Genomic DNA, 14751 nt, shown 5'->3' on the forward strand with positions numbered 1-14751 from the left:
CATGCCCGCTCCCGTCACCCTCCCCCGCCTGAGCTGGGGCGATGCCGCTGCACCGCGACACGCACTCCTCGTGCACGGTCTGGGATCGTCCGGCGCGCTCATGTGGCGGCTCGGCGACGCCCTCGCGGCGGCCGGCTGGCACGCGACGGCGGTGGACCTGCGCGGCCACGGCGACGCCCCGCGGGCGCTCGACTACTCCGTCGCCGCGTATGCCGCGGACCTCGCGGCGACGCGCCCTCCCGGTGCGGGCGCCTGGGATGCCGTCATCGGGCACTCGCTCGGCGGCGCCGCCGGTACGGTGGCCGCCGCGGACGACGCGGACTGGACACGACGCCTCGTCCTCATCGATCCCGCGATCCACGTCGTCCAGCAGGACGCGGCCGACGTCCGCCGCAGCCAGGAACGCGCCTTCGCCGACAACCGCCTCGACACGGTGCGACAGGAGCACCCGCACTGGCACCCGCAGGATCAGGAGCTCAAGGTCGACGCTGTCCGGCGGGCGAGCACGTGGGCGGTCGAGCAGACCAGCGCACAGAACCAGCCGTGGGACGTCCGGGCGCACGCAGCCCGTCTAACGGTGCCCACGCACGTGATCGGGGGCGATCCCGCGATCTCCAGCATCTTCACCGGAGCCCTCGCCGACGAGGTGCTCGCGAGCAACCCCCGCATCTCCCTGTCGGTCGTGGCCGGCGCCGGCCACTCGGTGCATCGCGACCGCCCGGAGGAATCGATCCGACAGCTCCTGGAGGCTCTGGCATGACCGACTTCGACCCGTCGGCGTATCTCCCCGACGACCTGCTCGACCGCATCCGCGAGCGCGCCCCCATCCACGACAGGGAGAACACCTTCCCCCAGGCCGACCTCGATGAGCTCCGCGCGGCCGGCTACCTGTCGATCCTCGTGCCGCGGGAGCACGGCGGCGCGGGGCTCGGCCTCGAGCAGGCCGCCCTCCTCCAGCAGCGGCTCGCGGGCGCCGCGCCCGCGACCGCCCTGGCGATCAACATGCACCTGGTCTGGACCGGCGTGGCCAAGGTCTTCTCGGATCGCGGGGTCCCCGGTCTCGAGTTCGTGCAGGACGGCGCCGTGGCCGGCGAGGTCTTCGCGTTCGGCATCAGCGAGGGCGGCAACGACCTCGTGCTGTTCGGGAGCGACACGGCGGCGGCCCCGGACGGCGACGGCGGCTACGCCTTCACCGGCACCAAGATCTTCACCTCGCTCGCCCCCGTGTGGACGAAGCTCGGCCTGCACGGGCTCGACACCACGAGCCCCGACGCGCCGAAGCTCGTGTTCGCCTTCGTCGACCGCACGTCCGCGGTCACCACCGCCGACGACTGGGACACCCTCGGCATGCGCGGCACCCAGAGCCGGACCACGCGCCTCGAGGGGGCCGTCGCGGACGCGGCACACGTCGTGCGGCGCATCGACCCCGGCCCGAGCCCCGACCCGATCGTCTTCGGCATCTTCGCGGTCTTCGAGATCCTCCTCGCCTCCGTCTACACCGGCATCGCCCGGCGGGCCCTCGAGCTGGCCGTGGCGACGGCCCACCGGCGCCGCTCCAAGAAGAGCGGCGCCGCGTACAGCCAGGATCCGGACATCCGCTGGCGGATCGCCGACATGGCCCTCGCCTACGACGCACTCCCTCCGCAGATCGCCGTACTCGCCCGCGATGTCGACGAGCGCACGGACCGCGGGGCCGGCTGGTTCCCCGCGCTCTCGGGAGTCAAGCACCGGGCGGTGACGATGGCCAAGCAGGTGGTCGACGAGGCGATGCTGGTGGCCGGTGGCGGCTCGTACTTCAGCGCCAATGAGCTCTCCCGGCTGTACCGAGACGTCCTCGCCGGCGCGTTCCACCCCTCCGACCCGGAGTCGGCGCACGCCACCGCGGCGAGCGCCTGGCTGGGCCCGATCGAGGCCTGAGCGGGGGCACGCACACCCCGTTGTCCACGACCGTCCGCGGTGCCAAGATCGCACCATGGCACCGTCGAAGAAGGACCATACCCTCGACGCGATCTCCAAGACCATCGTCGAGATGCTGCAGGAGGACGGGCGGCGCTCGTACTCCGAGATCGGCCGGATCGTCGGCCTGAGCGAGGCCGCCGTCCGGCAGCGGGTGCAGCGGCTCACCGAGTCCGGGGTGATGCAGATCGTCGCGGTGACCGACCCGATGCAGCTCGGCTTCCACCGGCAGGCGATGGTGGGCGTCAAGGTTGCCGGGGACGCCCGAGGCGTGGCCGAGGCGATCGCCGACATCGACGAGGTCGACTACGTCGTGATCACGGTCGGATCGTTCGACGTGCTCGTCGAGGCGGTGTGTGAGGACGACGATCATCTGCTGGCGCTCGTCAACGACCGCATCCGCCCGATCCCGGGGGTGGTGTCGACGGAGACCTTCATCTACGCGAAGCTCCAGAAGCAGCAGTTCGCCTGGGGCACGCGCTGACGGTCGGCCTCAGCGCGGCTTCGTCTCCTCGCGACGGCGGGCGAGGAGGGCGAGGTGCAGGGCGGCGAGGGTCTCCCCGTCGTCCAGATCCGCGCCGAGCAGGTCGCCGATGAGCGCGAGGCGCTGATAGAACACCGAGCGCGAGAGATGGCTCGCGGCCGCCGCCGCGGAGCGGTTGCCGGGGTGCGCGACGAGGGCGGCGAGGACCGCGAGCAGGTCTCCCCGGCGATCCCGGTCGTGACGGACGAGCGGCTCCAGCATCTGCTCGCTGTGCGCCTGGAGCCGCCGGTCGTCGCGCAGAGCGGACACGAGGCGTTCGAGCGGCCGGTCGGCGACGCGCCGGACCACCGGCACGTCGCCCCCGGACGGCCGTGCGGCGACGTCGAGCGCGGCGCGGATCGAGGCCAGGAGCCCGAGGACGCCTTCGGCGCTCGGTCCGACGGTCACGGGCGCGCCGCCGGAGAGGTGCGCGAGGACCGGATCGGTCAGCGCATCGGCTCCGGCGGCCACGAGCAGGACCACGTCGGCTCCGCGCCGGGCCCCCACCGCAGGCAGGCCCGCTGCACGCGCGCGGGCGACGAGCCTCTCCGCGTCCTCCTCCGTGCGGAAGACGAGGCCGGAGACGGTACCGTCCGACGGGTCGAGACCGAGTCTCCGGAGCCGGACCTCGACGTCTTCCTCGCGGGCGAACCGCGCGCCGAGAAGATCCTCGACGAGGCGGCGATGGGCGAGCACGGTCCACGCCCCTTCCCCATCGGCGAGGCAGCCGAAGGCGAGGGCCGTCGCCCCCAGCTCCAGGACCGTGGACCGACCGGCGGGATGCGGCGGCCCCTCCGCCGCGATGAGCCAGCCCCAGCGCACTCCGCGCGCCTGCACGGGCACCCGATCGCCGCCCCGCTCCGTCTGTCGGAGGGCCTCGCCGACCGGGACGCGGAGCGCTTCGATCGCGACGACCTCTCCCGCCGGATTCTCGAGGCGGACCGGGGCGTCGAGTGCGCGGGCGACCTCGGACACGATGAGGTCGGCCGGTGCGCCACGGAGGCTGAGGGCGGTGAAGAGGTCGTGCAGTCGCTGACGCTCGCGGAGCGCTGCCGTCTGGGCCTCGATCAGCGCCCGGTGCACGGCCTCGGTCACCGCGACGAACTTGACCTCCACCCCGAGCGCGATCAGAGCGAGGCCGGAGGCGGCACAGGCCTCGACGACCGCGGACGGGACGCGGGGCATCCGCGAGCCGAGTTCGACGATGATGCCGGACACCCCGACCGCCGCCAGTTCCGCCACGAGCCCGCGCAACGCTGCGGGGCTCGTCGGCCAGGCCGCGCCGGTCGTGAGCAGCAGCTCGCCGCCGTCGAGCAGGCGGGCGACGGTGGCGCTGTCCGAGGCGTGGACCCACCGCACCCCGGCCTCCAGTGCCGGGCCCCCGACGAGGACGGTCGGCGCCCCCTCCTGCACCGCGGGGAGCGCGAGCACGTCCCCGACGCGCAGCACCGAGGGCGATCGATCCGGACGATCTGTCCGATCCACCGAGAAGTCCTGACGCTCTGCCACTCCGCACCTGCTCCGTTTCCTGTCAGCATGGGCCGAGCCCAGCGTAGCGACCCTCGGTCAGAGTGTGCGAGACGCGATCCCCTCTGCGAAGGAGCATCCGTGGACATCGTCCGTCACGTCATCAACGGCACCGATACCGGCGACGCGGCCCGCCGAGGCCTCGTCTTCGATCCGGCGACAGGAGTCGTCACGAAAGAGGTCGCGTTCGCCTCTGCCACCGAGGTCGACGCCGCGGTGGCCGCCGCGGCCGCGGCCCTCCCGGCGTGGCGGGAGACGAGCCTCATCAAGCGCGCCGACGTGTTCTTCCGGCTCCGTCAGCTCCTCAAAGAGCGCATGGGCGAGCTGGCGGCCATCGTCACGTCCGAGCACGGCAAGGTCCTGTCCGACGCCGCCGGCGAGGTGTCCCGTGGCATCGAGAACGTCGAGTTCGCGGCCGGTCTCGTGCACCTGCTCAAGGGCGAGCGCAGCGAGCAGGTCGCCCGCGGGGTCGACGTGCACTCCGTGAAGCAGCCGGTCGGCGTGGTCGCGGCCATCACTCCGTTCAACTTCCCGGTCATGGTGCCGCTGTGGATGGTCGCCTCCGCCATCGCGTGCGGCAACACCGTCGTCCTCAAGCCCAGCGAGAAGGATCCGTCCGCCGCGGTCTGGCTCGCACGGCTGTTCCGCGAGGCCGGTCTCCCGGACGGCGTCCTCAACGTCGTGCACGGCGACCGGGAGGCCGTGGACGCGCTCCTCGACTCCCCGCGGGTGCAGGCGGTGAGCTTCGTCGGCTCGACCCCGATCGCCCGGTCGATCTACGAACGGGCGTCCGCCGCCGGGAAGCGGGTTCAGGCGCTCGGCGGCGCGAAGAACCACATGGTCGTGATGCCCGACGCCGACATCGACGCGGCCGCCGACGCCGCCGTCTCCGCAGCGTACGGCTCCGCGGGCGAGCGCTGCATGGCGGTGTCCGTGCTCGTGGCGGTCGGCGACATCGCCGACGACCTCGTCGCCGCGATCGCCCGCCGCATCGACGGCCTCTCGATAGGCCCCGGCACGGACCCGGCGAGCGAGATGGGGCCGCTCATCACCGCGGAGCACCGTGACCGGGTCGCCTCCTACGTCACGGAAGCTCCCGGCGAGGGTGCCACGGTCGTCGTCGACGGCACGACGACGCCGTTCGACGGCGACGGCTTCTTCCTCGGGGTGAGCCTGATCGACGACGTCACACCCGGCATGCGCGTCTACGACGACGAGATCTTCGGCCCGGTCCTGTCCGTCGTGCGCGTGGGCTCCTATGCCGAGGCGGTCGCGCTCGTCAACGCGAACGCCTACGGCAACGGGACCGCGATCTTCACGCGCGACGGCGGGACGGCGCGGCAGTACGAGTTCGACATCGAGGTCGGCATGGTCGGCGTCAACGTCCCGATCCCGGTGCCCATCGGCGCCTACTCCTTCGGCGGGTGGAAGGACTCGCTGTTCGGCGACGCGCACATCTACGGCCCGGAGTCCGTGCACTTCTACACGCGGTCGAAGGTCGTGACGACGCGGTGGCCTGACCACACCCCGTCGCAGATCGACCTCGGCTTCCCGAGCAACCACTGACGAGGAGCGCCCACGATGACGACCTTCACCGACCGCCACGGACTCTCCTCCCCGCTCCCCGCCCCGGACGCCGAGGCGCAGGTGCGCGCCGACGACCGCGCCCATGTCTTCCACTCCTGGAGCGCCCAGGCGCTGATCGACCCGCTGCCGGTCGCCGCGGGTCGAGGCTCGACCTTCTGGGACTACGAGGGCACCGCGTACCTCGACTTCTCCAGCCAGCTCGTGAACCTCAACCTCGGCCACCAGCACCCGGACCTCGTCGCCGCGATCCAGCAGCAGGCCGGGCGGCTCGCGACCATCCAGCCGTCGATGGCCAACGATGTCCGAGGGGAGCTCGCCCGCCTCATCGCCGAGGTCGCTCCCGACGGGTTCGAGAAGGTGTTCTTCACGAACGGCGGCGCGGAGGCGAACGAATACGCGGTGCGCATGGCCCGGCAGGCCACGGGCCGCCGCAAGGTGCTGTCGATGTACCGCAGCTACCACGGCTCCACCGCGACCGCGATCTCCCTCACCGGCGACCCGCGCCGCTGGGCGAACGACGTCACGGACACCGGGGCCGTGCGGTTCTTCGGACCGTACCTCTACCGCTCCCCGTTCCACAGCGAGACGCCCGAGCAGGAGACGGAGCGCGCCCTCGCGCACCTGGAGCAGACCATCCAGCTCGAGGGGCCGCAGACCATCGCCGCGATCATCGTCGAGACGGTCGTCGGCACCAACGGCGTGCTGCTTCCGCCGCCTGGCTATCTTCCCGGGGTGCGCGCGCTCTGCGATCGCTACGGGATCGTCTTCATCGCGGACGAGGTGATGGTGGGATTCGGCCGACTCGGCGAGTGGTTCGGGATCGACGCGTTCGAGGCCCGCCCCGACCTGATCACCTTCGCGAAGGGCGTGAACTCGGGCTACGTCCCGCTCGGCGGCGTCGTGATCTCCGACCGCATCGCCACGGCCTTCGACACCGTCCCGTTCGCGGGCGGACTGACGTACTCCGGGCACCCTCTCGCCTGCGCTGCCGGTGTGGCCACGTTCGAGGTGTTCCGCCGGGACGGCATCCTGGAACGGGTGCGCGACCTCGGCGAGCGGGTCGTCGGTCCGACCCTGCGCTCGTGGGCGCAGTCGCATCCGAGCGTGGGCGAGGTGCGCGGTCGCGGGCTGTTCTGGGCGGTGGAGCTCGTGCGGGATCAGCGGACCAGGGAGCCGCTGGTGCCGTTCAACGCGACCGGTGCCGACGCTGCACCGATGACGGCGTTCGCCGCCGCCGCGAAGCGGGCAGGGGTCTGGCCCTTCACGCACTTCCATCGCGTGCACATCGCCCCGCCGCTGGTGATCGAGGAGGCGGAGCTGGTGCGGGGGCTGGCGGCGATCGAGGAGGCGCTGGCGGTCGCCGACCGGTACGCGGTCGGCTGAAAGGCCGTCCGCGCCTCTCGCTTACTTGCGGTCGAAGTCGAACGCCTTGAGGAGCTCGCCGACGGCCTTGTCGCGCTCCTCGCCGCCGTCCTCGAACATGTGGGTGACGTGCGTGCGCAGGTGGTTCTCCAGCAGCAGACGGTTGAGCGACTCGAGGGAGCGCTGGATCGCGCGGGACTGCGTGATGATGTCCATGCAGTACTCCTCGCTCTCGATCATCCGCGCGACGCCGCGCATCTGACCCTCGAGAATGCTGGTGCGGTGCAGGGCGCGCTTCTTGATGTCTTCGATCACGTATCGAGGCTACTCGCCCCGTGAAAGGATGACGTCATGCCGCGAACACCCACGACGCTGCTCTCCCTCGCCGACCAGGAGCGTCGGCGCGCGCTGCGGCGGATGAAGGCCGTCGCGCTCGGGGCGCTGATCTTCATGGCCCTCGCCTTCGTCGTCGCGTTCGCGTTCCAGGAGCGGGTCGGTGGGCTCGCGTACGTCCGCGCCGCCGCGGAGGGCGGCATGGTCGGCGCCCTCGCGGACTGGTTCGCGGTGACCGCGCTGTTCCGCCGTCCGCTGGGCCTCCCCATCCCGCACACCGCGATCATCCCGAACCGCAAGGACGAGATCGGCCGCACCCTCGGTGAGTTCGTGGAGACGAACTTCCTCGCCGCCGACGTCGTGCGCACCAAGCTCACCAGCACCGCGATCGCCCTCCGCGCCGGGGAGTGGCTCCGCGAGACCCCGCATGCCGAGCGCGTGGCGGCCGAGGGAGCGACGATCGCGACGGCCGTGCTGAACGCGCTCAGCGACGACGACGTGCGCGACCTCCTTGCCGACCTCGCCCGCGAGCATCTCGTCGCGCCGGAGTGGGGGCCGCCCGCCGGGGCGTGGCTGGAGAAGATCGTGGAGGCGGAGGCGCACCACGGTGCCGTCGACCTCGCGGTGGACAGCATCGGGCGATGGCTCGACGCCAACGCGGCCTCCTTCACCGGACTCGTCTCCCGGCGCCTCCCCGGATGGATGCCGAAGATCGCGCACCGCCTCATCGACGACACCGTGTACAACGAGGCGGTCAAGTTCGTCCGCGCCGTGCAGGCCGACCCGCGGCATCCGGCCCGCCTCGCGATCGACGGGTACCTGTCCCGCCTCGCGGACGCCCTGCAGAACGATCCCGCGACGCGCGAGAAGCTGGAGAACGCCAAGGCCGCGCTCTTCGACAGCCCGCGCGTCGGCGCCCTCGCCGCAGAGGCGTGGAACACCGCCAAGAACGGACTCCTCACCTCCCTCGCCGACCCGGAGAGCGGGCTGCGGCGCCGCGCCGTGCAGGCGCTGCAGGAGGTCGGCGAGCGGCTCACGACCGACGCCGCCCTCCAGCGCCGCGTCGACACGTGGGTCTCCGATGCGGCCGTCTTCCTCGTCGACCGGTACCGGCACGACATCGCCTCGATCATCACCGACACGGTCGAGCGCTGGGATCCGGCCGAGACCACGGAGAAGATCGAGCTCATGGTCGGCCGCGACCTGCAGTACATCCGCCTCAACGGCACCGTCGTCGGCGCCCTCGCCGGCCTCGCGATCTTCACCGTCGCCCACGCCCTGATCCCGGGAGTCTGACATGGCGCTGTCCCACGATCCGCTCTGGCCGCGCGCCGGCGCCTGGCCCGCGTTCGAGGGTACGGCCGATGCGGTGCTCCTCGGCGTCCCGACCTGGCGCACCTCGCTGTCCCCGACCGGGGCGCACGCGACACCGGCCGCGATCCGCGAGGCACTCCCCCGCTACGGCACGACGGTCCTCGGCCCGCCGACGATCGACCTGGACGAGGTGCTCCGCATCGCGGACGCCGGGGACGTGCCGGAGCCGGACGGCGATGCGGGAGAGGCGCGGACGATCGAGCGGGTCCGGGAGCTCGCGGACGCCTCAGACCTCCTCATCGCCCTCGGCGGCGACAACTCCCTCACCTACCCGGTCGCGCTCGGTGCCCGGACCACGGGCCTGATCACGTTCGACGCCCACTTCGACCTGCGCGACGGCGTGTCCAACGGCACCCCGGTGCGGCGGCTCGTCGAGGACGTCCCCGCCGCGGCAGGCGTCCCGACGGCCCGCGTCGACCCCACGCGCATCGTGCAGATCGGCCTCGCCGACTTCGCGAACTCCGCCGCCTACGCCCGCCGCGCGGCGGACTGGGGCATCCGGGTCATCACCCTCGACGACGTGCGCCGTCGCGGCATCGCCGACGTCGTGGCCGAGGCGGTCGCGATCGCGGGCGCGGGCGACGCCGCCCGGGTGCACCTCGACATCGACGTGGACGTGTGCGACCGCGCGGTCGCACCGGGCTGCCCGGCCAGCGTTCCGGGAGGCCTGGCGGCGTGGGAGCTTCGCGCCCTCACCCGGGCGGTCGCCGCTGATCCGCGGGTCGTGAGCGCCGACATCGCCGAGGTCGACGCGACCGCGGACGCCGAGGACCGTCGCACCGTGCGACTCGCTGCCCTCTGCGTGCTCGAGCTGCTCGCCGGCCTCGCGGCACGCTAGCCCGCGCGGCCTCACACGACCGCGAGGCCGTCCTTCCAGACGCGCTGCACCAACGGCACACCCGGGCGATACGCCAGATGCACGCGGGAGGGGGCGTCGAGCACCACGAGGTCGGCGCGCGCGCCGGGGGCGATCCGGCCGATGTCGTCGCGCCGCAGTGCCCGCGCGCCGCCGGCGGTGGCGGCCCAGACCGCCTCCGCCGTGGTCATGCCCATGTCCCGCACGGCGATGGCGATGCAGAAGGCCATGGACGAGGTGAAGCTCGACCCCGGGTTCGTGTCGCACGCCAGCGCGACCGTCACACCCGCGTCGAGGAGCCTGCGCGCATCCGGATAGGGCTGGCGCGTGGAGAACTCCACGCCGGGAAGCAGCGTGAGCACCGTGTCCGACGCGGCGAGCGCGGCGATGTCCGCGTCGGTGAGGTAGGTGCCGTGATCCACCGAGGCCGCCCCCAGCTCGACAGCCATCCGCACGCCGTCGCCCGGACCGAGCTGGCTCGCATGCACCCGAGGAGCGAGACCCCGGGTGATGCCCGCCTCCAGGATCCGCCGTGACTGCGCTACCGTGAACGCGCCGGTCTCGCAGAAGACGTCGATCCACCGGGAGTGCGGAGCGCACGCGTCGAGCATCGGCCCCACGACGAGATCGACATAGGCATCGGGATCGTCGGCGTAGTCGACCGGCACCACGTGCGCGCCGAGGAACGTGACCTCCGGCGTCACCTCGGCGGCGAGGCGCACGAGGCGCTCCTCCTGGGCGACGGCGAGACCGTAGCCGCTCTTGATCTCGACCGTGGTGGTGCCCTGCGCCCGCAGCTCCTCGATGAACCTGCGCAGTCGGGCGCGGAGCTCGTCGTCGGTCGCCGCCCGCGTCGCCTGCACCGTCGAGCGGATGCCGCCCGCCGCGTACGGCTGTCCCGCCATGCGCGCCTCGAACTCCGCCGCCCGATCGCCGCCGAAGACGAGGTGGCTGTGGCTGTCGACGAATCCAGGGATCACGGCCCGACCCCCGGCGTCGACGACCTCGTCGGCCGCGGGGGCCGCAGCGGACGTGCCCACCCACGCGATCCGCGCGCCGTCGATCAGCACGGCCGCATCGCGGAGCGTGCCGGTCGGGTCGCCCCCGGCGGCGACGTTGGTGGTCAGCTCCCCGATCCCGGAGATGAGCGTCGTCGTCACAGCATCGGCACCTTCAGTCCGCGGTCGCGCGCGACCTCCGCGGCGTGATCGTACCCGGCGTCCACGTGCCGCATGACACCGGTCCCGGGGTCGTTCGTCAGCACCCGGGCGAGCTTCTCCGCCGCGAGGGCCGAACCGTCCGCCACCGTGACCTGCCCGGCGTGGATCGAGCGGCCGATCCCCACCCCGCCGCCGTGGTGCAGCGACACCCACGACGCCCCGGAGGCGGTGTTGAGGAGGGCGTTGAGCAGCGGCCAGTCGGCGATCGCGTCGGAGCCGTCCTTCATCGCCTCGGTCTCCCGGTACGGCGACGCGACGGAGCCGGAGTCGAGGTGGTCGCGGCCGATGACGATCGGCGCGGACAGCTCTCCCGAGGCGACCATCTCGTTGAACTTCAGTCCGGCGAGGTGCCGCTCCTGGTAGCCCAGCCAGCAGATGCGCGCCGGGAGACCCTCGAAGTGGACGGCCGAGCCCGCCTTGTCGAGCCAGCGGTGCAGCGCGGTGTCCTCAGGGAAGAGCTCGGCGATCGCGCGGTCCGTCTTGAAGATGTCCTCCGGGTCTCCGGACAGCGCCACCCAGCGGAACGGTCCGCGCCCCTCCTCGAACTGCGGGCGGATGTAGGCGGGGACGAATCCGGGGAACGCGAACGCCCGGTCGAATCCACCGAGCTGCGCCTCCGCGCGGATCGAGTTGCCGTAGTCGAAGACCGCCGCCCCGGCGTCCTGGAAGCCGACCATCGCGGCGACGTGGGCGGCCATGGATTCCCTCGACCGGCGGGTGAACTCCTCGGGGTCGCGCGCCGCCTCCTCCTTCCAGCGGTCCACCTCGATGCCGATCGGCAGGTAGGCGAGCGGGTCGTGGGCGCTGGTCTGGTCGGTGACCACGTCGATCGGCACGCCCCGGCGCAGGAGCTCGGGGAAGATCTCCGCGGCATTGCCCACGACGCCGACCGAGAGGGCGTGACCGGCCTCCTTCGCCGCGACGACCCGGGCCACTGCCGCGTCCAGGTCGGTGGTGTACTCGTCGAGGTACCGGTGCTCGACGCGGCGGGCCAGCCGCGTCTCGTCGACGTCCACGATCAGGACCGCGCCCTCGTTGAGGGTCACGGCGAGAGGCTGCGCCCCGCCCATCCCGCCCGCACCGGCGGTCAGCGTCAGCGTCCCCCGCAGGGAGTCTCGCCCGAGCGAGCGGGCGACCGCGGCGAACGTCTCGTACGTCCCCTGCAGGATGCCCTGCGTGCCGATGTAGATCCAGGAGCCCGCGGTCATCTGGCCGTACATGGTCAGCCCCAGCTCCTCCAGACGACGGAACTCCGGCCAGGTCGCCCAATCGCCGACGAGGTTCGAGTTGGCGATGAGCACGCGCGGCGCCCACTCGTGGGTGCGGAACACGCCCACCGGCTTGCCCGACTGGACGAGCAGCGTCTCATCGGGCTCCAGCTCGTCGAGCGTGCGGACGATCGCCTCGTACGCCGCCCAATTGCGCGCCGCCTTGCCCGTCCCGCCGTAGACCACGAGGTCTTCGGGGTGCTCGGCGACCTCGGGATCGAGGTTGTTCATGAGCATGCGCTTGGCCGCTTCCGCGCCCCAGCTCTTGGCGGTGCGCTCGGCACCGCGGGCCGCGCGTACCGTGCGCGCTGCGTTCTCCTCAGTCATGCATGTGCTCCTTTGCGACACGGGCGATGGCACCCGACTGGACGAGGTCGGTCACGGCTTCCATCTCGGGCGAGAGGTGGCGGTCAGGGCCGGGGCCTGCGGCGACCGTGCGGACGAGGTCGCGCACGGCTCCGGTCGCCGGCCCCGCCTCGAGCGGCGCGCGGAGATCCAGCGCGCGGGCGGCGGTGAGGATCTCGATCGCGAGGACGCGGGAGAGACCGTCGATCGCCCGACGCAGCTTCCGTGCTGCTGCCCAGCCCATCGAGACGTGGTCCTCCTGCATCGCCGAGGACGGGATGGAGTCCACCGAGGCGGGAACCGCGAGACGCTTGAGCTCGGAGACGATGCCGGCCGCCGCGTACTGCGCGATCATCAGCCCGGAGTCGACTCCGACCTCCGCCGCGAGGAACGGCGGGAGCCCGTGGCTGCGGGCCGGGTCCAGCGCGCGGTCGGTGCGCCGCTCGGACACGGAGGCGACGTCGGCGATCGAGATCGCCAGGAAGTCGAGGACCGCGGCGACGGGCGCCCCGTGGAAGTTGCCGTTCGACTCGATGCGGCCGTCGAGGGTGATGATGGGGTTGTCGATGACGCTGGAGAGCTCGCGCTCCGCGATCATGGCAGCATGCCCGAGCGTGTCACGTGCGGCGCCGTGCACCTGAGGGGAACACCGTAGCGAGTACGCGTCCTGGACACGGCCGTCTTCCGGACCCTTGTGGCTCGCGACCATCGGCGAGCCGGCGAGCAGGGCACGGAGGTGGCCGGCTGAGGTGGCCTGTCCCGCCTGCGGACGCAGCGCCATGAGATCGGCGGCGAACACCGCGTCCGTGCCGAGCTGCGACTCGACGGACATCGCCGCCGCCACATCGGCAGTGAGCAGCAGCATCTCCAGGTCATGGAGCGCGAGCACCAGCGTGCCGAGCATCCCGTCCGTGCCGTTGATGAGGGCGAGGCCCTCCTTCTCCACAAGCGTGAGCGGCTCGATGCCGGCGTCCGCAAGGGCATCGGCCGCCGGGACGAGTCGGCCCGTGGCGTCGCGGACCTCGCCCTCCCCCATGGCGGCGAGGGCGATGTGGGCGAGGGGCGCGAGATCCCCGGAGCACCCCAGCGACCCGTACTCGCGGACCACCGGCACGATGCCCGCGTTGAGCAGCGCGGCATACGTCTCGACGACGACGGGACGAACCCCCGTGCGCCCGGAGGCAAGCGTCTGGAGGCGCAGCACTTGGAGCCCGCGCACGACCTCCCGCTCGACCTCGGCGCCGGTGCCGGCGGCGTGCGATCGGATGAGGCTCGCCTGCAGCTGCAGGCGACGTTCCGGAGCGATGAAGGTCGTCGCCAGCGCGCCGAAGCCGGTGGACACCCCATAATGCGGGTTCGGGTCAGCGGCGAGGCCGTCGACCACACGGCGGGTCTCGGCGACCCTGTCCAGCGCGGCGGGGTCGACGACGACGGGCACATCGTGACGGACGACGCGGACGACATCCGCGGCAGACAAAGGGGCGGCGCCGACGAGGACAGGGGCAGGATCGCTCATGTCTCGATTCCACACCCGCGGGGTCGACGCGCACGCGGCTTCGTGGCAACCTGTGTCTGTGATCCCAGACATCTCCGTGACCGCTGACGCCCAGGTGCCTGCCGCGGCGCAGACCCTGCGCATCCTGAGCTACTTGGCGGGCCGGCCGGCGCCGGTGGCCGCGTCCGCGATCGCCCGCGAGCTGGCTCTTCCGCGATCGACGGTCTATCACCTGCTGCGCACGCTCGCTGCCCACGGCTTCGTGCTCCACCTCCGGGAGGAGCGCCGGTGGGGGCTCGGGACATCGGCCTTCGAGCTGGCTGGAGGCTACGCCCGGCAGCAGCCGTTGGCACGGCTCGGCCGTCCGCTCATCGCCGGGCTCTCCGACCAGCTCGGGGAGAGCGCGCACCTGGCGGTCATGAGCGGCGGGGACGTGCTGTACATCGTCGAGGAGCGTGCGCCGCGGCGGCCGGCCCTGGTGACCGACGTGGGCGTGCGCCTCCCCGCGCACCTGACCGCGACCGGACGCGCGATGCTCGCCGCCCTCCCCCGCGAACAGGTACGCGCGCTGTACCCGGCGGCGTCGGCATTCTCCGACCGCACCGGACGAGGTCCCCGCCACCCCGGGGAGCTGCGCGAACTCCTCCGGGACGTACGCTCTCGGGGGTATGCGACGGAGGACGGGGAGGTCGCGAAAGGTCTGCGTTCGGTGGGCGCCGTCGTGCGCGACGTGGCCGGCTGGCCGGTCGCCGCGGTCGCCGTCACGTGGGCCGACGCCGACGGTGCGGAGGTCGTACTGGCGAACGCGGTGCGCGAGACAGCGGCGACGCTCGAGGCGCGTCTGGCCCGCTGACGCGGCACCTGCGCGTTAACGCAAGAAGGCCACCCAGCATTGGGTGGCCTTC

Annotated in this window: 13 protein-coding genes; 8 read left to right on the forward strand and 5 right to left on the reverse strand. The window is 72.5% G+C overall.

Features of this window, described 5'->3' with window-relative positions; genetic code table 11:
- The first annotated feature begins 1 nt into the window (after position 1).
- Genes KZC57_RS07605 through KZC57_RS07615 form a run of 3 tightly spaced genes read left to right on the forward strand, consistent with a single transcriptional unit; the run spans position 2 to position 2440 of the window.
- Positions 2-760, forward strand: a complete 759-nt coding sequence (locus KZC57_RS07605; protein ID WP_247641401.1) for an alpha/beta fold hydrolase — start codon at positions 2-4, stop codon at positions 758-760.
- Positions 757-1917, forward strand: coding sequence for an acyl-CoA dehydrogenase family protein (locus KZC57_RS07610; protein ID WP_247641402.1), 1161 nt, complete (start codon positions 757-759; stop codon positions 1915-1917). Before KZC57_RS07605 ends, KZC57_RS07610 begins: the two co-directional genes overlap by 4 nt.
- Before the next feature lie 55 nt (positions 1918-1972).
- Positions 1973-2440, forward strand: coding sequence for an Lrp/AsnC family transcriptional regulator (locus KZC57_RS07615; RefSeq protein WP_025102615.1), 468 nt, complete (start codon positions 1973-1975; stop codon positions 2438-2440).
- Between the two features lie 9 nt (positions 2441-2449).
- On the opposite strand, the gene KZC57_RS07620 is transcribed toward KZC57_RS07615, so the two are convergent.
- Complete coding sequence (locus KZC57_RS07620; RefSeq protein WP_247641403.1) at positions 2450-3964, reverse strand: PucR family transcriptional regulator; 1515 nt, start codon at positions 3962-3964, stop codon at positions 2450-2452.
- Between the two features lie 123 nt (positions 3965-4087).
- Between KZC57_RS07620 and KZC57_RS07625 the strand changes: the two genes are divergently transcribed.
- Both KZC57_RS07625 and KZC57_RS07630 read left to right on the forward strand, forming a co-directional pair.
- Entirely contained in the window at positions 4088-5572 is a 1485-nt protein-coding gene (locus tag KZC57_RS07625) for a CoA-acylating methylmalonate-semialdehyde dehydrogenase (RefSeq protein ID WP_060922946.1), read from the forward strand.
- A 15-nt stretch (positions 5573-5587) separates the two neighbouring features.
- Positions 5588-6976, forward strand: coding sequence for an aspartate aminotransferase family protein (locus KZC57_RS07630; RefSeq protein WP_247641404.1), 1389 nt, complete (start codon positions 5588-5590; stop codon positions 6974-6976).
- Between the two features lie 21 nt (positions 6977-6997).
- Here KZC57_RS07630 and KZC57_RS07635 read toward each other — a convergent pair whose 3' ends face one another.
- On the reverse strand, positions 6998-7270 hold the full coding sequence (locus tag KZC57_RS07635) for a metal-sensitive transcriptional regulator (protein ID WP_060922948.1): 273 nt from the start codon (positions 7268-7270) through the stop codon (positions 6998-7000).
- Positions 7271-7306: 36 nt separating this feature from the next.
- Here KZC57_RS07635 and KZC57_RS07640 point away from each other — a divergent pair, with 36 nt between their 5' ends.
- Positions 7307-8584 (forward strand): DUF445 domain-containing protein, encoded by a 1278-nt coding sequence (locus KZC57_RS07640; RefSeq protein ID WP_247641405.1) that lies wholly within the window; start codon positions 7307-7309, stop codon positions 8582-8584.
- A gap of 1 nt (position 8585) precedes the next feature.
- Positions 8586-9500: an agmatinase family protein gene (locus KZC57_RS07645; protein WP_247641406.1), complete on the forward strand. Its 915-nt coding sequence runs from the start codon at positions 8586-8588 to the stop codon at positions 9498-9500.
- Between the two features lie 11 nt (positions 9501-9511).
- On the opposite strand, the gene hutI is transcribed toward KZC57_RS07645, so the two are convergent.
- The 3 genes from hutI to hutH are packed head-to-tail and all read right to left on the reverse strand — an operon-like array spanning position 9512 to position 13867.
- A complete protein-coding gene (gene hutI / locus KZC57_RS07650) occupies positions 9512-10678 on the reverse strand; it encodes an imidazolonepropionase (protein ID WP_247641407.1) in 1167 nt (388 codons plus the stop codon).
- Positions 10675-12333 (reverse strand): urocanate hydratase, encoded by a 1659-nt coding sequence (hutU, locus tag KZC57_RS07655; protein ID WP_247641408.1) that lies wholly within the window; start codon positions 12331-12333, stop codon positions 10675-10677. Before hutU ends, hutI begins: the two co-directional genes overlap by 4 nt.
- The gene (gene hutH / locus KZC57_RS07660) at positions 12326-13867 is read right to left on the reverse strand and encodes a histidine ammonia-lyase (RefSeq protein WP_247641409.1); all 1542 of its coding nucleotides are present in this window, start codon (positions 13865-13867) and stop codon (positions 12326-12328) included. Before hutH ends, hutU begins: the two co-directional genes overlap by 8 nt.
- 94 nt (positions 13868-13961) lie before the next feature.
- On the opposite strand from hutH, the gene KZC57_RS07665 reads away from it, so the two are divergent.
- Positions 13962-14699, forward strand: coding sequence for an IclR family transcriptional regulator (locus KZC57_RS07665; RefSeq protein ID WP_247641614.1), 738 nt, complete (start codon positions 13962-13964; stop codon positions 14697-14699).
- The last annotated feature ends 52 nt before the right edge of the window (positions 14700-14751 follow it).

Origin of the sequence: Microbacterium sp. KSW4-4 (genome assembly GCF_023091185.1) — a bacterium.
GTDB lineage: Bacteria > Actinomycetota > Actinomycetes > Actinomycetales > Microbacteriaceae > Microbacterium > Microbacterium paraoxydans.

Excerpts from the sequence above, each read along its gene's own strand:
- KZC57_RS07605 (WP_247641401.1), top strand. The coding sequence starts at position 2 with ATGCCCGCTCCCGTCACCCTCCCCCGCCTGAGCTGGGGCGATGCCGCT.
- KZC57_RS07610 (WP_247641402.1), top strand. The coding sequence starts at position 757 with ATGACCGACTTCGACCCGTCGGCGTATCTCCCCGACGACCTGCTCGAC.
- KZC57_RS07615 (WP_025102615.1), top strand. The coding sequence starts at position 1,973 with ATGGCACCGTCGAAGAAGGACCATACCCTCGACGCGATCTCCAAGACC.
- KZC57_RS07630 (WP_247641404.1), top strand. The coding sequence starts at position 5,588 with ATGACGACCTTCACCGACCGCCACGGACTCTCCTCCCCGCTCCCCGCC.
- KZC57_RS07640 (WP_247641405.1), top strand. The coding sequence starts at position 7,307 with ATGCCGCGAACACCCACGACGCTGCTCTCCCTCGCCGACCAGGAGCGT.
- KZC57_RS07645 (WP_247641406.1), top strand. The coding sequence starts at position 8,586 with ATGGCGCTGTCCCACGATCCGCTCTGGCCGCGCGCCGGCGCCTGGCCC.
- hutU (WP_247641408.1), bottom strand. The coding sequence starts at position 12,333 with ATGACTGAGGAGAACGCAGCGCGCACGGTACGCGCGGCCCGCGGTGCC.
- hutH (WP_247641409.1), bottom strand. The coding sequence starts at position 13,867 with ATGAGCGATCCTGCCCCTGTCCTCGTCGGCGCCGCCCCTTTGTCTGCC.